Origin of the sequence: Nonomuraea sp. NPDC059023 (assembly GCF_042740095.1) — a bacterium.
GTDB lineage: Bacteria > Actinomycetota > Actinomycetes > Streptosporangiales > Streptosporangiaceae > Nonomuraea.
Genome location: NZ_JBHYIO010000050.1, coordinates 37,098 through 53,645 on the forward strand (window position 1 = coordinate 37,098; position 16,548 = coordinate 53,645).

Below are 16,548 nucleotides of genomic sequence, written 5' to 3' on the forward strand. Positions count from 1 at the left end.
ACGCGCTGTTCTGGCACTGTATGGAGCGCTGAATTCCTGGCCGGGGCCGGGCTGGAGATCGAGGAGCAGTGCGGCGATTGGCACGGCTGTCCGCTGACCTCCTCCGGCCCCGAGATCATCACACTGGTACGTCGCGACGCTAGGTGAGGTCGACGTAGAACAGCGGATGATCGGTCCACACGGTGTCAGGCTCTGAGGTGTCGGGCCATGGGTCGGTCTGTGGTTCACCGAAGGCTTTACCGCTGATCACGTGCTGGCGGCCTCCGTCGCCCTTGCGGGTGAAGCCCAGGCCGCAGAGGTTGAGCGCGTCCTGCTCGCGGGGCTTGTCCCACCGCAGGTTCAGATCGCCGGCGATGATCAACGGGCCGTCGCCGGCGAACTGCATGGCCTCCCTCGAAAACTGGAGGCATTGCTCAGCGGTCACCCGCACGGAGCGGAGATAGTCCACGTGGTCCTCTCCTGAGGGGACGGCGTGGAGTTGAGCGGTGCACACCGTGGCCCACGGCATCTTCCGGCAGCCCATGACGCGTACTTCTGAGTCGTTTCGCTGGGCATCCAAAGCCTTCTCCAGACGGAATTCGCTATGGGGCTCGCTCAGCGGTTCCCTGGTGAGAATCGCCGACCCGTAATCACCGCCCTTGCTGGGGTTTCCCGGCTGGCCACATTTCAACGGCGTCCTGAATCCGGCCGCGCCTTTGAGCACGGCGAAGAACGAATCACCCTTGAATCCGATCTTCTGCTTGAACCCCTCCAGATCGCCCGAGCAGATCTCGTTGATCGTCACCACGGTGGGCTTGATGCGAGCGATCTCCGTGGCGGCCACCTGCATGATCTTTGCTGCCCGTTCCTCGGGCTCGCCAGGCTTCTTGTTCCAGCAATGATCGGCGAGCCCGCTGTTGCAGAGGTTCATCTGCAGGACGCGGATCGGGCGCGGAGGTGCGGATTCGGCGGTTCCGACGTTCCGCTTCCCGCGGGCCTCAGCCTCAGTCGTGGCAGACCGAGTAGGCGGAGGCGTAGCGACCAGGAGCGCCGTGGCCGTGACCCCGGCCGCGAGTTTCAGAAGCATGATGGTTCCCCTTTCGACTAGGCGAAATACTGCGGGGATCGACGCGAGCGGGGTACCTCGCACATCTGAGGGTCGTCGTCAGCAGCGGGTGCCGGGCGGTGCACCATGAGCCCAGCGTCGCGATCCGGTGGCTTGCATGGTTCCGCCGAGCAGAAAAACTCCCAGGGACGCCCGAGTGGTCAATGTCTTGTCAATGGCATGTCAACCGGTGCGGACTTGTATGCACGGCATGAAGAAGATGACCTTGATCTCCGTGGTGGGCGCGCTCGCGACCAGCGCCCTGCTGACCGTCGGTACGCCGGCGCACGCCGACAGCCCCAACCCCCAAGCGGCGGCGGAACAGCTCAGGAACACCGCACAGTCCAGCGCCCGGGACATCAACGTCGCTGCGGTGGGCGTCTCCATGGAGAAGTACAAGTGGGGGCTCAACGACAACTGGATCCGCCTCAGGTGGAGCAAGCCCACGGCCGTCGGCTACCACGACTACGTCGCTCTCTACGACCACAACCCACAGGACGGCGCCGACGCCCAGAACAACTACCTGACCTACCAGTGGGCCAAGAACGGCTCGGCCTACGAGACGAACTGGCGGACCTCCCACAGGACGGAGTTCTACGCCGCTTACGTCTCCTGGGACTACGACAGGCAGAAGTACGTCGTCCTAGCGCGCAGCGGCCCCTGGTCTGGTTGAGTCGGCGGCCACGTCACCGCGCGTGGACAGCGGCATCTTGCCATCCAAGGCCTTGGGCGCGGTCAGGTCAGCGCGGCGGCGCCGAACGAGACGCTGAACCGCTTGCACCAGATCGTGACGCTCGTGAAGACGTCGAGATCGGTGTCCGCGGGAATGGCGTAGTTCGCGTTGCCTTTGTTGCCCTTGAGATTGCCGAGTTCCACGTTCCGCCCCTTGCCGACGCTGTACCAGTCATCGGTCACCGGCCGGTCGGTGAGCCACACGCGCAGGTCGGGTCCGTCGGAGGTGTCAAGCCTCTCGATCCGCAGAACCCGGCTGCCGTCGGCAAGGCGCAGGACCTTCACCGTGCCCTTGGTCCGGTGCTCGTGGCTGCGGAAGTCACCACTGGCCAGTTCCATGACGGCCGGAGCTGACCTGGGAGCGGCAGCGGACGGCGGTGCCTCGTCGACCGTGACGGTGGTGAACAGCCGCCAGGGCTGGAAGAGGTACAGGCCGACCGACGCGACCCCGACGGCCAGACCGGCGGCCAGCCAGGCCACCGGCCTCCTGAAGATGCTCATGTCTCCAGGTAACCGCACCGGCCCGGGCCAGGGTCTTACGGGGCGCTTACGCCTCGCGAAGCAGGGGCAGGGTCAGCGCTTAACGCTCCACTTTCGTACTGTTTTGTCGGTTCCGATGGCGAAGAGCGTCTGTCCGTCCGCCGCGAACGTGAGGTCGGTGACGGTACTGCCGTGGCCGGTCAGTGGCGTGAGGCCCTGACCGGTCGCGCCATCGAACAAGGCCGGTCCGACCTCTTTGGTCACGGCGGCGATGAGCGTGCCGTCCGGGCTGAACACCGGATCGCCCTCTGTCGTCGCGGTCAGAATCGCGCGGGCTTTCCTGGTCGCGAGGTCGAAAAGGCGGACGTTGCCCTTGTTCTCGGTCGCGTACGCCTTGGAGTCGGGTGTGAAGCCGGCGAAGCTTCCGTCCTTGGTGACCAGAGCCAGCCGTTTCCCGTCGGGCACGCGCCTCAGCTCGAAGCCGTCCTTGTCACCCGGCCGCGTGTCGGCGATGGTCTTGCCGTCGGGGCTGATCCACACCGGGAACCAGGCGTTGTCCAGTGTTGCCGTGGCCTTGCCGGCGGCCACGTCCCACACCTTCGTCACACCGCCGGCGGCGCCCGTGACCAGCACGTTCCCGTCCTGGCTGAACCGCATGCTCTGGATGCCGTTCTCGTGGCCGGCCAAGGTGGCCAGCGGTGTGCCCGTCGAGGCGTTCCACAGGCGGATCGGCGAGTCGAAGGACTTTTCGGCGGCGAGCGTGCCGGCCGTAGCGACGATCTTGCCGTCCGGGCTGAACGCCATGACCGCGGAACCCTTGTGGCCGGTGAACGAGGCCATGACCTCGCCCCTGCTCGTGTTACGCAGCGTGACGGTCGTCGTGCCGCCCATGAGGACGCCCATCGGCTCGCCGTCCACCGTGGTGACTTCGCGCCTGCCCTCGTAGTGGGCGACGGCGACGGCGCTGCCGTCCGGACTGAAGATGACGCCGCGGTCCGTATCGAACGTCGCCACCTTCAGTCCGGTCGACGCGTCCCACAACCTCGCGACCCGTGCGGCGGCCTGGTCTTTCGGCGCGTCGAGCGTGACCGCCCGGCGGCCGTCGGGGCTCAGCACGGCGGACTCGATCGAGCCGCCGTGACTCAGCGTGACCGACGTCAGCAGTTCCCCGAAGGCCGGCCCGCCGCTGCTGCCGGAGTCTGTGGTCCGGCTCTGGCCGGACACTATGCCGATCGTCACGGCGATCGCGACGACGAGGCCGACCGCGCCGACGACCAGCCCGCGCCGGCGCGTCATGACAGGCACCCACGCCCCACGGGGCGGCGGTGGCGCCTCAATCGCAGGCGCCTCGACCGCCGCGGGCGTCTCAATCGCGGGCGTATCGACCACGCGCGTCTCGACCACGGGCGGATCAATCGCAGGCGGAGGTACGGCAGGCGAGGGCGCCGCGACGTCACCCAGGGCGGCCGCGGCGGCAGTCCGCACCTGCCTGCTGTCGTCATGGTCGCGTAACCGGACAAGCGCCTCGCGAGCGGCCCGCCGATAACCCTCGCGACCCCCAGCGAGCAGGTCGGCCAGCGCTCGGACCGCCTCCAGCCGCAGAACGGGCCGATCGCTGCCGAGATCGGCGCGGATCTCCTCCGGCAGCGTGGCCGGGCGGACGCTGCGCGCGACCACCAGCGCGCCAGTCGTCTCGAAGCTCCACTTGCGCGGCACCTGCCCGACCCCGGCCTCGCGGACACGCCGGGCGACGTAGTCGAACAGCTCGTCGACGGTTATCTCGCCGTCGTGATCCAGGTCGGCTCCCCCGGTACGCAGCCCGTGCACCAGCGCTTCCGTGAAAACGGACGGCTGAGCCTCGTAGGAGGTGAGCCGGCCTCCCTCGAACGCGTACTCGGTGGCGCTCGACGCGGTCAGCACCGTACGCCCCGACCCACCCCCGCGGAACTCCTCGCCGAGGTAGACGGTACGGTCGGCGCGCACCGGAGTGTCCCGCGCGAACGCCCCGCTGTAGCAACAGTCCAGGACGAGCAGCACCGATCGCGACGCGGACTCGCTCATCTGCTCGGAGACGAACGACGCCGGCAGCCCGGTCGCCGCGAGCGAGCCGAGTTCGGTGTCGGCCGCCGCCAGGTAGAGGCGGCCGCGCTGGTCCTTGAGCCCGTGGCAGGAGAAGTGCAGGAGCAGGACGTCGTCAGGCTCCCGGTCGGCGAAGAGCGCCGCGACCCGGCGGCGCAGCACGGATTCGCCGGCATCGGTGAGCGTTTCGACGTCGAAGGCGCCGATGCCCGGCTCGCCGAGGACCTCGGCGAGCGCCCTGATGTCGGAGACGGGCGAGCGCAGCCGGCTCAGCCCGGGATCCTGGTAGGCCGCGTTGGCCACGAGGAGGGCGCTGCGCCGGCCGGCCGTACCGGAAACACCCGCGGCACGAGACGCGGCACCGGCCTCGACGGAGACCACGACCCTGCGGCGGCGCGGATGCGCCTCCCGCCATCGCTGGATGTAGTCCGCGATCTGTGCCACGGACGCCGCCGCGGACAGTCCGGTCACCAGGAAGCCGATCCCGCCGGCGATCAGCTCGACCGACCGGGTCCCGTCAGGAGCCGGCCCCTCCACCACGCGCGTGACCCCGGGGATTCCCGACGCCAGCAGGTCCCCGCGGAGCTGGATGGCCAGCTCTTCGACCTCCGCCTGATCCACACCGGCCCCCGCCGGGGTGATCCGCAGTGAGAAATCGTGCCCCTCGGACATCGCGGCTCCGGATCAGGGGGTCAATATGGCAGACATCCTGATGCTGCCCGAGGAACCGGCCGCGCGCCACAGTTTTCCCGGGGTCTCGGTCATCTCACCAGTGCCTCGATCAGCGGGCGGATGACCGCCGTCAGGTCGCTCCGGGCGGCGTCCGGGTCCTTGGCGGAGCCGACGTACAGTGCCGCCTCGTCGGCGACGGCCAGCAGTACGTGCGCGAGAGGTTTGGACGGGAGCCGCAGGAGAATGCCGTCGTCCATTCCCCGGGCGAGCACCCCCTCGATCAACCCGAGAATGTGCGCCTGGCAGATGTCGCGCCAGCGTACCCACCCCAGCACCGACGGGCCGTCGATCAGCACGATCTGCCGTACCTCCGGCCGCTGGCAGGCGTCGAGCCACGCCCGCAGGCTGAGCATCATCACCTCGACGAAGTCGGTGTCGGCGGGCATGGCGGCGGCGAGTTGCCCGGAGATCTCACCTTCGACATGCGCGAGCACCGCGGCGAACAGTTCGGTCTTGTCGCCGAACTGGTGGTAGAGCGCACCTCGGCTCACGGCCGCGGCGCGCACGATCGTCTCCGTGCCGACACCGGCGAACCCGTGCTCGGCGAACAGCTTCCTCCCCGCTGCGATCAGGGCCGCGCGCGTGGCGGCGGTGCGGTCGGCTTGCGTACGGCGGGCAATTTGCATACAGTCTGTCCGTAAGTTACATGCGGGTTGTATCAATCTTAGGGATTGTCGCATGATCACCATCGACCTGCCACAAGGCACTGTCGGGTACCGGGTCGCGGGGCCGGCCGAGGCGACAGCGCCTCCGGTCGTCTTCGTCCACGCGTTCTTAGTCGACGGCTCGATCTGGTCCGGCGTGTCCGGCCACCTCGCCGCGCACGGCATCCGCTCCTACGCACCCGACTGGCCCCTGGGCGCCCATCACACACCTCTACGGCCCGACGCCGACCAGTCGCCGCGCGGCGTGGCCCGGCAGATCCTGGCCTTCCTCGACGCGCTTGACCTGCGCGATGTCACCCTGGTCGGCAACGACACCGGGGGCGCGCTGTGTCAGTTCCTCCTCGACATCGACCCCGGCCGGGTCGGCCGCCTCGTGCTCACGAACTGCGACGCGTTCGACACCTTCCCGCCCTTCCCTTACAGCGTCATCTTCCGTCTCCTCTCCGGCGACCTCCGGATGCGGATCAACATGCAGCCCATGCGCCTGCGAGCGTTCCGCCATTCCCCGCTCGGGCTCGGCCTGCTCGCGAACAAGCTGGATCCGGCCCAAACCAAGGCGTGGATGGAGCCCAGCCTTGGGAGCAGGGAGATCCGCCGGGACGCGGTGCGGTTCCTCCGGGCCGTCGACCCGGCCGACCTGCTCGACGTCTCCACCCGTCTGAAGGACTTCCCCGGGCCGGTGCGGATCGTCTGGGGTACCGCCGACCGTGCCTTCAAGCCCGCGCTCGGCCGGCGGCTGCAGCGGGCGTTCCGCGACGCCACGTTCGTCGAGGTCCCCGGCGCGCGGACCTTCGTCCAGCTCGACGACCCGGCGGCACTCGCCGACCAGATCGCCGCGGCCTGATCTCTACGTGGTCTTCGTCCAGTTCTCACCGGCGGGCCGGCCGGCGACCGGCTTGCCGATGATGGTGAGGGGGATGAAGAAGCAACTCCGGCCGATCGCCATGCAGAGCGTCACGAGGGCCCGTTCGTCGTAGTGGGCGGATGCCCTGGCGAACAACTCGCCGGGCACGCGCTCCCCGTTCGGATTCGGGGTGAACGTGGCATCCACGAGTTCAAGGACGACCTGTTCGGCCTCGGTGAAGTAGTGAGGGGTGTCCTTCCAGGTCGCCACGGCGGTGATGCGGTCCTCCGGTTCGCCGAGCTTGCGGAGGATGCCGGTCTGCCCAATGGTGTGGTACGTACTGTCGAAGAGCTGCCCGAGCCGGAGCTGCGCCAGGGCGATGAGGGTCGGCGAAATCGACCCGTTCTCCTGGGCCTTGGTCATACCGCCGCCGATCTCCCACAGTTCGGGGATGAACTGGCTGGGGTCGGGCAGTCGCGACTTGAGGTTGTCAGACATGGTGCTTTCTCCTTGCCGTAGGGACAACTACACCTCCACGACGAACAACCCCGGTGACCACGGGACCACCCATAGTTGTGATGTACGCCACTCGGCCGCCCGGCGACGTCAGGCCGCGACGTCCTGGGTGAAGAAGGTGTCGACCGCTTGCACGAAGGAGCGGGGTTTGAACATGTGGATCACGTGATTGGCATGAACCTTCCTGTACCGGCTGTGCGGTACGAGCTGCCTGATCCGGGCCGCGTCCTGGTCATCCATGGCGCCGATCAGGCCGTGGCCGGGCAGCCGCCGCCAGTCGCCGTGCAGTACGAGCAGCGGGCACGACACGCGGGTGAGCGCGTCGGCGTGATCGAGACCGTCGTAGAACCGGCCGTCGACGAAGGCGCGCGCGAAGTCCGGGTCGTACATGGACAGCGACTTGAGCAGCAGGCGGAGTTTGAGGGGGAAGTAGCCGATGTCCAGGGGGCGGCCGGGATGGCGTGTCTGGAACGCCTGGATGCGGCGGGACAGAAAGGTGATGAACCAGTCCGGGACGCGCTTTTCGCGGGTTTCGGAGACCGGGAGGGTCAGACCGCGGAAGTAGTCGGCGAGGTCGCGGTGCTGAAGGTCGCCGAGGGCTTCGGCCAGGTGTTTCAGCCCGCCGTACACAAAACGATCGTGATCGCGGAAGCGGGGCATCTGCGCGGAGAACACCGGGGCGTCCTCGAGGATCACCGCGGCGACCCGCAGAGGCAGGTTGGCCGCACACCACAGCGCGAGGAGCCCGCCGGAGGAGTTGCCGGAGACCACGGCGGGCGATCGGACGACCTCGGAGAGGAAAACGGTCATGTCCGCGCCCAGGTGCCGCCAGGAGTATTCGCCCGGGGTCCAGCTCGACTTGCCGTGTCCGCGTACGTCGAGTGCGTAGACCAGAAACCGCTTCGACAGCGGCACCAGGACCCGCTGGTAGCTCTCCCAGGTGGCGGTCTGCGCCGGCAGCAGGACCAGCGGAGGTCCGTTGTGCGGGCCCACCACGTAGTTGATCCGCAGGGTTCCGGTATCGAGCTGGACCTCCCGGAATCCGGCGGCTCGCACGGCTCTGATGTCGATCGTTCCGGACAGGCCCTCGTACGGGTTGCGGTTCATGGGCGTCCTTCCTGCGCACGGTGGGGAGCACTGCGGACCGGCCCTTCGGCCAGGTCGGACGACACGAGCTCGATGAGCTCCGTCAACGCCTCGGCCAGCGCCGCGCGGCCCGGTTCGCTCATGCGGCCCAGGATGGCCGCGAACCTGTCCGCCGACCGCTGATCCACCGTGCTCAGCAACTGCTCGGCCTCGTCGGTGAGCCGCAGCCGGATCCGCCGGCGGTCGTCCTGATCGCTCGTCCGGTGCAGCAGCCCGGCGCGGACCAGCCGGTTCACCAGCGCGGACGTGGCCGCGAGCCGCCGTCCGAGTGTCTCGGCCAGTTCCGACACCGTGCAGCCGCTTCGCCGCCGGACGGTGAACAACATGCGCAGTTGCGGCATGGTGAGATCGAGGTCCAGCCACGCCTCCGGCCGCTGCAGCGCCAGCATGCGCAGCCGGGACGCCAGCCGCTCGATGTCCACGTGCCCACCGGGTGTACTTGCCATGATGTGAATAGTCTACGTGGTGTTGACTATTTCGATCAGAATTGGGCGTGGGTCATCGTGTACCACGTCGGAGCGAACACCAGCAGGGCCATCACGGCGAGGACCGCGAGCGACTTGAGCAGGCGTGGGGTGGTCAGGGTCGCGGCTGTGGTGGGCCTGAGGTTCCATCGTCCGAGCGCGATGAACGCCGAGACGCCGCCGAGGACGAGGTTCGCGGGGATCAGGGCGTACTCGCCGCGCATGATGTGGAAGGCCGTCGCGAGGACCATCGTCAGGGCCAGGCCGGCCGCGGCGAGCGGTGTGAGCTTCGGCTTGACGCCGGTCATCGCAGGCAGGATGAGGCCGATGCCGCCGAGCACCTCGACGACTCCGATGAAGACGATCAGGGTCTGCGGTACGGCCGCGTACCAGGCCACGGCCCGAGGAGCGGCCTCGTAGAGGGCGGCGTCGTACAGCAGGACCTTGCCGAAGCCGCTGCCGGCGAAGAAGAAGCCCCACAGCGCCTGCAGGAACCACAGGGCGCCGTTCAGGGTCAGGATCCTGCTTGGGGAATGGGAGAGGGTGTTGGTGGCGGTCATCGCTGTGCTCCTTCGGAGTGCCGCTTCGCTGACAATCCCGAGGATCTCCGGCGAGGTTGATACATCCGCGATGCGCCGGCGATTCATCGGCGTCGTGGAGCTGGGAGGGGTCCCGGCCAGCCTGGTGAAGTATGGATGCGAGGGATTCCGGGTCCTGGACGGGAGGCGCCTTCATGCTGAATCTCTTGATGGGGATCGGCTTCGCCTGCATGTTGATCGGCCTGCTCTACGTCGGCCTCTACATGGCGATCTGGCTGGCGCTGTCGGCGTTCCTGCCCCCTGCGGTCGCACCCTTTGTCACCGTTGCCCTTTTGGTCCTGGGTACGGCGCTCACGCTCTGGCGCTGGAAGGGCGGCTCCGTTCTGCTGGGCAGGTATCTCGTGGCCAGGACGTCCGCCTGGGGATACCGGCGCGTGGTGCCGATCCGGCTGGCCGGTGTCGGCACCCCCCGGGACCGCTTCGACCTCTCGCTCATCGACCGGGAGCCTGACGGCGTCATCGGCGGGCTGCGCCTGCACGCGCTCGGCCTGATCAGGGGGCGGGACGCCTACCTGGTCACCACCCCGCATGATCTGCAGGTCTGGGTGCACCACAAGTTGCTGTCGTTCCACCGTGCTCTGGTGCTGGACCTCCATGAGGTGCGGAAGCTGGTGTTCATCCACCACGATCCCGACCGGCTCGGTCGCCGCGACGATCACGCGTTACGTTACGTCGGCACCCTGGAGATCGTCTTCTCGGATCACCGGCACCTCTTCCTGTACGTCCGCGTCAAACCGAAGTACGGGTCCTGACGCACAGTGGCGCGCCGCTGAACTCGGACCGCAGGGACGGGTGTCGGCAGGCGCATGGTCATTGCTCGGGGACGGGCTCCAGCACGACGACGGGGATCTGTCTGCCGGCGGTTGCCTCGAATTCGGCGAACTTCGGGACGAGTGCCACCTCTTTCGCCCAGAGCCGTTCGCGTTCCGTGCCCTCCGCGAGCCGGGCCACGACCGGCACGATCTGCGTGCCCACTTCGACGGTGGCCCGCGGGTTCGCCATGAGGTTGTGGTACCAGACCGGATGATGCGGACTGCCGCCGTGGGTGCCGAAGATGGCCCAGCCGTCACCGACCGGCTGGTAGAACAACGGGCTGATCCGTTCGCGCCCGGTCTTGGCCCCGGTGTGGTGTACCAGGATGAGCGGCATTCCCTGCTCGTCGAATCCGGGGAACCGGGGCGGGATGGGGCGGCCTGCGGCGAATTCCTCTTCGCTGCTCCAAGGCACATACCCGGCGTTCGCCCGGAACTCGGCGATGATCCGATCGTTCCAGTTGCCGATGGCAGGGGTGGTCGTGGACGGGTCGGACATGGCATCCCCTTCGCTATCCGGAGCACTTGCTCCTCAAAGTAGCACAGAGCGGAGCATGCGCTCCGTATAAGCGGGTATGCTCGGCCGTATGGTTGTGGCTGAATCGGAAGGCACCACCCGGCGCCGCGCGCCTCGTGTGGACGCGATCCGTAACCGGGAGGCGATCGTCGAGGCCGCCGCCGATGTGCTGGCCGAGCAGGGTGCCGCGGTAGACGTACGCGAGATCGCCCGCCGTAGCGGGGTGGGCATGGGCACCCTTTACCGGCATTTCCCGAAGAAGGAAGACCTCGTTCATACGGTCCTGCGCAGGGACTTCTTGAACTGGGCGGAATCGGCACGCCAGGCGGCGATCGATGCCGAGGATCCCTGGGCGGCACTGGCCGACTTCTACCAGCAGGCCCTGACCGGCTACGCCCGCCACCGCGCGATCATGGAGAACTTCGCGCTGACCTGGTCGGTCCCCGATCTGGAGGGCATCCACCAGCTTCGCCTCGTCATCGAGCAACTGTGCTCCCGCGCCGTCGCCACGGGCGTGCTGCGCCCCGGTGTGACCACTGATGACCTGCTGCTTCTTCTGGTCTCACTGGGGCACGCCGTCCAGATCACCGACGAGTGCCGGCCACAGATGTGGAACAGGCTGTTGCGCATCTCCCTCGACGGCCTGCGCGCCGACCACTGCGAACCACTTCCCGACAGTGAATTGGTCCCCTAACCGCCTGCTGAATCGGACTTCAACTCGGGTACCAATTGTTGTCAGGCTGAGTGGCATGACAACGACAGCGACGCGCTTCGACGGCCGGCTCCTCACCTCCGGCGACGCCGGGTACGACTCCGCTCGTACCGTCTGGAATGCCATGATCGACCGGCATCCACGCATGATCGTCCGTACGGCGAGCGTCGCCGATGTGGTCGCCGCCGTGCGGATGGCCCGGGACCTGGACCTGGAGATCGGCGTGCGCTGTGGCGGCCACAACGTCGCCGGCTTCGCCGTGCCTGAGGGTGGTCTCATGATCGACCTGACGCCCATGGGCGGCGTGCGGGTCGACCCGATCCGTCGCCGGGCCCGGGTTCAGGGCGGCGCGCTGCTCGGCGCGCTGGATCGGGCGTCCCAGGCGTACGGCCTGGCCACCACCGCCGGCAACGTCTCGCACACCGGCGTCGGCGGGCTCACGCTCGGCGGCGGCATGGGCTGGCTGGCCCGCCAGTACGGCCTGGCCTGCGACAACGTCGTCTCCTACACCATGGTCACCGCCGAGGGGGACGTGGTGACCGCGAGCCGTACCGAGAACCCCGATCTGTTCTGGGGCCTGCGCGGCGGTGGCGGCAATTTCGGCATCGTCACCGAGTTCGAGTTCGAGTTGCATCAGACCGGCACCCGGACGCTGGTCGCCGAGTTCGACTTCCGCGCCGAGGACGCCGTCCCGGTCATCGAGGGCTGGCGGGATCTGAACGCCGTGGCTCCCCGGCAGGCGACGTTCACCGCCGATGTCGGTAGCGGGCCCGCGGGCCCGATCGCCACGCTGGGGTTCGTGTGGGTCGGTGACCCGGACGAGGGCCGCCGGTTGCTGCCCGCGATGCGGGCGCTCGGGCGTCCCGTCGCGTCGCGCGTCACGACCCCGTCGTACCTCGAACTGCAGCGACGGGACGACTCCACCGGCGGCCACGCCTACCGTCGTTATTCCAAGGGGCTCTATCTGCGGGGGTTTCCCACCGCGGCGATCGAGGCGTTCCTGCTGCGCGGCGGCACCGACCTGAGCGCGAGCCCGCACCTGCCGGGCGTCGGCCTGCAGGCGCACGGCGGCGCGATCGCCGATGTCCCGGAGGCGGACGCGGCGTTCAGCCATCGCGGCACGATGTTCGAGTTCGGCGCCGGGTCCCGCTGGACCGAACCGGCCGAGGACGATGCCAGGATGAGTGCCGCGCGTGCCGCCGGCGCCTCGCTCGAACCGTACGCGAGCGGGGTGTATGTCAACTCGTTGACCGCCGACGAACTGGCCGACGGGCAGCATGGGGTACGGCGGGCCTACTCCGCCGCGAAGCTGGCCCGGCTGACCGCGGTCAAGACCGCCTACGACCCGGCCAACGTGTTCCACCTGAATCAGAACATCCGCCCGGCTCCCTGACACGTATCTCCTGGATGGCCGTCGCCAGCAGCGCGACCCCCTCGGCGATGGCGCTCTCGCCGAGGATGGCGTAGCCGAAGATGAGCCCGCCCGGTCCGTTCCCGGCGATCCGGTACGGGCCGACGCCGTGGATGCCCAGCCCGTGCCGGGCGGCGGCCGTCACCACCTCCGCCTCGTCGAGGCCGGGCGGGAGCCAGGCCACCACGTGCTGCCCGGCGGCGATCCCGGCCGGTTCCAGTTCGGGCAGGTGAGTGCGCAGGGCGTTCAGCAGTGCGTCGCGGCGTCGGCGGTACACCGGACGCATCCGGCGCAGATGGCGGTCGAACTCGCCGCGTGCCAGGAAGTCGGCGAACGTCAGCTGGTCGATGACCGGCGAACCGCGGTCGGCGAGGACCTTCGCCGCGGCGACGTCGGTGACCAGGTGCGGGGGCAGAACCATCCAGCCGAGCCGGAGTCCCGGGGCGAGCGTCTTGCTGGCCGTACCGCAGTAGACGACGTGATCGGGCGCAAGGCCTTGCATGGCGCCCACGGGCGAGCGGTCGTAGCGGTACTCGGCGTCGTAGTCGTCCTCGATCACGATCGCGCCGCGGCGTTGTGCCCAGCCGATCACCTCGGCCCTTGCCGAAGCCGACAGCACTCCCCCGGTGGGCCACTGGTGCGACGGCGTGAGCACGACCGCGTCGGCGTCGGCCCGGTGAAGCGCGTCGACCTGAACGCCGCCCGGACCCACCGGGATGCCGACCACGTCCAGACCGGCGGCGCCGGCCAGCACCCGGGCGTCGTCGTCGGACGACGGGTCCTCCAGGGCGATCCGCTTGGCGCCGCGCTGGACCAGTACTTGGATCAGCAGCGAGATGCCCTGCCCGAAACCATTGCAGATCACCACGTTTCCGGGGACGGCCGAGGTGCCGCGCACCCGGTTGAGGTAGTCGCACAGGGCCTCGTGCAGTTCCGGAACGCCGCGACCGTCGAGGTAGGCGAACCGGTCGTTGGGCGTGGTGGTGAGCACGGTGCGTACCGAACGGAGCCAGGTCGAGCGCGGGAACTGGGACACGTCGGTGCGACCGTACCCGAAGTCGACTCTGAAGCCGGCGCCGCGCGCCGGCGTCGGCGGCGCCGAGCCCGCGGCCGGGGGTATCGACGCGGCGACATGGGTGTAACCGCCCGATCGGCTGGCGAGGTAGCCCTCGGCCACGAGCTGCTGGTACGCCTCGACGACCACCCCGCGGGAGACCCCGAGGCCGGCCGCGAGGGTGCGGGTGGGTGGCAGCGACGCACCCGTCCGCAGCCGACCGGCCCGGATGCTCGCCCGGATGGACGCCCCGATCTGCCGGTGCAGCGGCACCCCGGCGTCGCGGTCCAGCTCGATGAGCAGGTCCTCGGCCGGCCCGGAATTGGTCCTCGATCGCGCCACAGGAACGGACCTTATCGGCGTGTACCGATTGCTGCCAGGCTGAGTGACCCGCAGACAGTTCACAGGAGGCGACAGATGAACGACACCGAGCCGCAGACCGCCGGTGGGAAAGTGCTCTTTCACTTCGCGATGTCGCTGGACGGTTTCGTGGCCGGGGTCAACCACGAGATGGGCTGGATGACCGGGACGGACAGGCCGGGCATGGAGGACGAGTACGAGCGGACCACGGGAGCCGTCCTGGGCGGACGGGACGGGTTTGACGCCATGCCCGACGCCCGCCCCTACTCCAGCGCCTGGGACGGACCGATCTTCGTGCTCACCCACCATCCGGAAGACGCCCCGCCGGCCGCCGGGATCACGTTCCTGAACTGCGACGTCGCCGAGGCCGTGCGGATCGGGCTGGAGGCGGCCGGGGGCAAGAACCTCGAAGTGTTCTCGCCCACCATCGGGCGTCAGCTTCTCGACCTGGGGCTGATCGACGAGATCGACATCCACATCATGCCGGTCATGCTCGGGCAGGGCATCCGTCTCTACGACAATCCCGGCAGCGAGCCGATCTACCTTCACCATGTCGGCCAGAGCGACCCCACCGCGACGGTCAACGTACGGTACCGGCCCGCGTGAGAAGATCACGTTCGTGCGGATCGCGAGGGTTGGGGTAGTCAGTCTGGTTCTCGCGGCCGCGGCCGCGGGCCTGGTGTTCGGCGACACCTGGCTCTGGCTGGCCGTCGAATGGTCTCCGCTGCCGTCGTACTACGGTGGCTTTGACACCTCGATGGTCGTGACGCTGCTCGTGGCCGCCGTGGTGAAGGCGGCGCTCCTGTGGCTGATCCTGCGGGCCCCCGTGCCGGGACCGCTGAACCTCCGGGAGAAGGCGCTGCGCCGGCTGCTGTATCTGGCGGTGGCGTACGCCCTCGTGCTGTGGTATCCGATCGTGCTGCTTCCCGACGTGGTCACCGCGGCCTTCCAGCTCGCGCTGTGGACCGCGATCGACGTCCTCTACCTGCTCGTCATCCGCTGGCGGTCCCGCACGCTGTGCGCGGCGGCAGGAGCGATCTTCGCGCTCGAGCTGGTCGAGGCGGCCAACGAACTGCTCGACGAACTCGACCTCCCCGAGCTTCCATCAGGCGGCTTCGTCACCATGGGCGTGATACTGAGCGGGGTGGCGGCGACCGCCGTCACGGTCGTGGGGCAGCGGCGCGACGGCCGGTGGAGCCGCGGCACGCAGGTCGCCGGGTGGTTGTCGGTGGGTGTGTACGCGCTGGTGATTCTGCTCAAGGTTCTCTTCGGCAGCCATATGATGATCACGGTCGCGATGGACGTGGCGGGACTGCTCAGCATCGCGTGGATGGCGGCGACCGCCCGTGAACTGCCCGTTGAGAGCCGCCCTGCCGGCCCTCCGTCCGCGCGCCCGCGCGCGATCCGCGTCGCGGTGTCGGCCGTGGCCGTACTGCCGATCATCGCGCTGATCCACCCGGAGCAGACTCCCCGCCTCACCTACACCGGCTGGTCGATGGTCTGCCATGACCGGCCCAGCTTCGGCGACCTGAAACCCGCCGAACGGGACGCCGCGTTCCTGTGCCGGGCGCGGCGCGCAGAGGGCGGAATTCCGCCCATGTTCCCGGACAGCCTTTCCGATCAGGCGGTACTCGGGTACGCGCGGGCGCTGTGCCGTACGGAGGACCATGAGGAGCAGAAGGCGATTCTGACGCGGGCGGGGAGCGCGCGGCCGGCCGGGGGCGCGGACCCGGGGGACCTCGTCTACGTCTGCCCGGAGATCATCGGCGCGACCCGGCCCGAGCTGCTGCGGTCGGCCGCGGAGCGGAAGGCGGCGTACGACGCCTCCATCGCCGAGGCGAACGCGAAATGCCGCGACCCGTGGCCCCGGACGAAGGGTGTCACCCAGGCCACGGCCAAGTACTTCCTGTACGTCGACGGCGATCCCGGCTATCTGGTCCACGACCCCGACGACGAAGCGGCCGAAGAGGCGGCGGACCAGGCCTACGCCGACGGGAACCTCATCGGGGTGGCCGGCAGCGCGGCGCTGATCGGGCACATCGAAGACGTCAGCGATCTGTGCCTGACGGTGAAGGCCTTCCGCACCGCGCCGCCACAACGGACGATCGGGTGGGAACAGGTCAACGAGGTGCCGATCGTCAGCCGTAGCGGCCGGCTCACCGTGCCGTACATGGGCGAGCACGGAGACGTGGGCGCGGGCGCCCCGATGCCGAACCTGGCGATCGCCGGCAAAGGCCGCTACCGGCTCCGTGTGTACGTGCGGATCGGCGATGAAGGAGAGGAGCACCTGGTCATCGTGTTCCCGGGTGCGTCGAGGAAGCGGCTCGAGCTGAAGCCGTGA

The 16,548-nt window shown here is 68.8% G+C and carries 17 protein-coding genes; 7 read left to right on the forward strand and 10 right to left on the reverse strand.

Features of this window, described 5'->3' with window-relative positions; all coding sequences use genetic code 11:
* Positions 1-139 precede the first annotated feature (139 nt).
* Positions 140-1,066, reverse strand: a complete 927-nt coding sequence (locus tag ACFWYW_RS51070; protein WP_379641335.1) for an endonuclease/exonuclease/phosphatase family protein — start codon at positions 1,064-1,066, stop codon at positions 140-142.
* Positions 1,067-1,295: 229 nt separating this feature from the next.
* On the opposite strand from ACFWYW_RS51070, the gene ACFWYW_RS51075 reads away from it, so the two are divergent.
* Positions 1,296-1,757: a hypothetical protein gene (locus ACFWYW_RS51075; protein WP_379624988.1), complete on the forward strand. Its 462-nt coding sequence runs from the start codon at positions 1,296-1,298 to the stop codon at positions 1,755-1,757.
* A 62-nt stretch (positions 1,758-1,819) separates the two neighbouring features.
* Here the strand turns inward: ACFWYW_RS51075 and ACFWYW_RS51080 are convergent, their stop codons facing one another.
* The 3 genes from ACFWYW_RS51080 to ACFWYW_RS51090 all read right to left on the reverse strand — a co-directional run bounded on the left by ACFWYW_RS51080 (position 1,820) and on the right by ACFWYW_RS51090 (position 5,733).
* Positions 1,820-2,317 carry a DM13 domain-containing protein gene (locus ACFWYW_RS51080; RefSeq protein WP_379624986.1) on the reverse strand — a complete coding sequence of 166 codons (498 nt, stop codon included), beginning with the start codon at positions 2,315-2,317 and terminating at the stop codon, positions 1,820-1,822.
* Positions 2,318-2,389: 72 nt separating this feature from the next.
* Positions 2,390-5,047, reverse strand: a complete 2,658-nt coding sequence (locus ACFWYW_RS51085; RefSeq protein ID WP_379624984.1) for a caspase family protein — start codon at positions 5,045-5,047, stop codon at positions 2,390-2,392.
* Positions 5,048-5,136: 89 nt separating this feature from the next.
* Positions 5,137-5,733 carry a TetR/AcrR family transcriptional regulator gene (locus ACFWYW_RS51090; RefSeq protein ID WP_379624982.1) on the reverse strand — a complete coding sequence of 199 codons (597 nt, stop codon included), beginning with the start codon at positions 5,731-5,733 and terminating at the stop codon, positions 5,137-5,139.
* A 52-nt stretch (positions 5,734-5,785) separates the two neighbouring features.
* Here ACFWYW_RS51090 and ACFWYW_RS51095 point away from each other — a divergent pair, with 52 nt between their 5' ends.
* Positions 5,786-6,616, forward strand: a complete 831-nt coding sequence (locus ACFWYW_RS51095; RefSeq protein ID WP_379624980.1) for an alpha/beta fold hydrolase — start codon at positions 5,786-5,788, stop codon at positions 6,614-6,616.
* A gap of 3 nt (positions 6,617-6,619) precedes the next feature.
* Here ACFWYW_RS51095 and ACFWYW_RS51100 read toward each other — a convergent pair whose 3' ends face one another.
* The 4 genes from ACFWYW_RS51100 to ACFWYW_RS51115 all read right to left on the reverse strand — a co-directional run bounded on the left by ACFWYW_RS51100 (position 6,620) and on the right by ACFWYW_RS51115 (position 9,302).
* Entirely contained in the window at positions 6,620-7,114 is a 495-nt protein-coding gene (locus ACFWYW_RS51100; RefSeq protein WP_379624978.1) for a carboxymuconolactone decarboxylase family protein, read from the reverse strand.
* A 108-nt stretch (positions 7,115-7,222) separates the two neighbouring features.
* On the reverse strand, positions 7,223-8,239 hold the full coding sequence (locus ACFWYW_RS51105; RefSeq protein WP_379624976.1) for an alpha/beta fold hydrolase: 1,017 nt from the start codon (positions 8,237-8,239) through the stop codon (positions 7,223-7,225).
* Complete coding sequence (locus tag ACFWYW_RS51110) at positions 8,236-8,724, reverse strand: MarR family winged helix-turn-helix transcriptional regulator (protein WP_379624974.1); 489 nt, start codon at positions 8,722-8,724, stop codon at positions 8,236-8,238. Before ACFWYW_RS51110 ends, ACFWYW_RS51105 begins: the two co-directional genes overlap by 4 nt.
* 35 nt (positions 8,725-8,759) lie before the next feature.
* Positions 8,760-9,302, reverse strand: coding sequence for a DoxX family protein (locus tag ACFWYW_RS51115; RefSeq protein WP_379624972.1), 543 nt, complete (start codon positions 9,300-9,302; stop codon positions 8,760-8,762).
* Positions 9,303-9,475: 173 nt separating this feature from the next.
* On the opposite strand from ACFWYW_RS51115, the gene ACFWYW_RS51120 reads away from it, so the two are divergent.
* Positions 9,476-10,093, forward strand: coding sequence for a hypothetical protein (locus ACFWYW_RS51120; protein WP_379624970.1), 618 nt, complete (start codon positions 9,476-9,478; stop codon positions 10,091-10,093).
* 58 nt (positions 10,094-10,151) lie between these two features.
* Here the strand turns inward: ACFWYW_RS51120 and ACFWYW_RS51125 are convergent, their stop codons facing one another.
* Positions 10,152-10,652, reverse strand: coding sequence for a nitroreductase/quinone reductase family protein (locus ACFWYW_RS51125; RefSeq protein ID WP_379624968.1), 501 nt, complete (start codon positions 10,650-10,652; stop codon positions 10,152-10,154).
* Between the two features lie 88 nt (positions 10,653-10,740).
* On the opposite strand from ACFWYW_RS51125, the gene ACFWYW_RS51130 reads away from it, so the two are divergent.
* Together ACFWYW_RS51130 and ACFWYW_RS51135 are read left to right on the forward strand one after the other, a co-directional pair.
* Positions 10,741-11,364: a TetR/AcrR family transcriptional regulator gene (locus tag ACFWYW_RS51130; protein WP_379624966.1), complete on the forward strand. Its 624-nt coding sequence runs from the start codon at positions 10,741-10,743 to the stop codon at positions 11,362-11,364.
* Between the two features lie 55 nt (positions 11,365-11,419).
* Entirely contained in the window at positions 11,420-12,775 is a 1,356-nt protein-coding gene (locus ACFWYW_RS51135; protein ID WP_379624964.1) for an FAD-binding oxidoreductase, read from the forward strand.
* On the opposite strand, the gene ACFWYW_RS51140 is transcribed toward ACFWYW_RS51135, so the two are convergent.
* Positions 12,711-14,189, reverse strand: coding sequence for a PLP-dependent aminotransferase family protein (locus ACFWYW_RS51140; protein ID WP_379624962.1), 1,479 nt, complete (start codon positions 14,187-14,189; stop codon positions 12,711-12,713). The genes ACFWYW_RS51135 and ACFWYW_RS51140 overlap by 65 nt on opposite strands.
* A gap of 75 nt (positions 14,190-14,264) precedes the next feature.
* Here ACFWYW_RS51140 and ACFWYW_RS51145 point away from each other — a divergent pair, with 75 nt between their 5' ends.
* Together ACFWYW_RS51145 and ACFWYW_RS51150 are read left to right on the forward strand one after the other, a co-directional pair.
* The gene (locus ACFWYW_RS51145) at positions 14,265-14,813 is read left to right on the forward strand and encodes a dihydrofolate reductase family protein (protein WP_379624960.1); all 549 of its coding nucleotides are present in this window, start codon (positions 14,265-14,267) and stop codon (positions 14,811-14,813) included.
* Positions 14,814-14,826: 13 nt separating this feature from the next.
* Complete coding sequence (locus ACFWYW_RS51150; RefSeq protein ID WP_379624958.1) at positions 14,827-16,548, forward strand: hypothetical protein; 1,722 nt, start codon at positions 14,827-14,829, stop codon at positions 16,546-16,548.

Coding starts and splice junctions, on each gene's coding strand:
- ACFWYW_RS51105 (WP_379624976.1), bottom strand. CDS start 8,239: ATGAACCGCAACCCGTACGAGGGCCTGTCCGGAACGATCGACATCAGA.
- ACFWYW_RS51100 (WP_379624978.1), bottom strand. CDS start 7,114: ATGTCTGACAACCTCAAGTCGCGACTGCCCGACCCCAGCCAGTTCATC.
- ACFWYW_RS51145 (WP_379624960.1), top strand. CDS start 14,265: ATGAACGACACCGAGCCGCAGACCGCCGGTGGGAAAGTGCTCTTTCAC.
- ACFWYW_RS51110 (WP_379624974.1), bottom strand. CDS start 8,724: ATGGCAAGTACACCCGGTGGGCACGTGGACATCGAGCGGCTGGCGTCC.
- ACFWYW_RS51090 (WP_379624982.1), bottom strand. CDS start 5,733: ATGCAAATTGCCCGCCGTACGCAAGCCGACCGCACCGCCGCCACGCGC.
- ACFWYW_RS51115 (WP_379624972.1), bottom strand. CDS start 9,302: ATGACCGCCACCAACACCCTCTCCCATTCCCCAAGCAGGATCCTGACC.
- ACFWYW_RS51085 (WP_379624984.1), bottom strand. CDS start 5,047: ATGTCCGAGGGGCACGATTTCTCACTGCGGATCACCCCGGCGGGGGCC.
- ACFWYW_RS51135 (WP_379624964.1), top strand. CDS start 11,420: ATGACAACGACAGCGACGCGCTTCGACGGCCGGCTCCTCACCTCCGGC.
- ACFWYW_RS51080 (WP_379624986.1), bottom strand. CDS start 2,317: ATGAGCATCTTCAGGAGGCCGGTGGCCTGGCTGGCCGCCGGTCTGGCC.
- ACFWYW_RS51130 (WP_379624966.1), top strand. CDS start 10,741: ATGGTTGTGGCTGAATCGGAAGGCACCACCCGGCGCCGCGCGCCTCGT.
- ACFWYW_RS51120 (WP_379624970.1), top strand. CDS start 9,476: ATGCTGAATCTCTTGATGGGGATCGGCTTCGCCTGCATGTTGATCGGC.
- ACFWYW_RS51070 (WP_379641335.1), bottom strand. CDS start 1,066: ATGCTTCTGAAACTCGCGGCCGGGGTCACGGCCACGGCGCTCCTGGTC.
- ACFWYW_RS51125 (WP_379624968.1), bottom strand. CDS start 10,652: ATGTCCGACCCGTCCACGACCACCCCTGCCATCGGCAACTGGAACGAT.
- ACFWYW_RS51075 (WP_379624988.1), top strand. CDS start 1,296: ATGAAGAAGATGACCTTGATCTCCGTGGTGGGCGCGCTCGCGACCAGC.
- ACFWYW_RS51095 (WP_379624980.1), top strand. CDS start 5,786: ATGATCACCATCGACCTGCCACAAGGCACTGTCGGGTACCGGGTCGCG.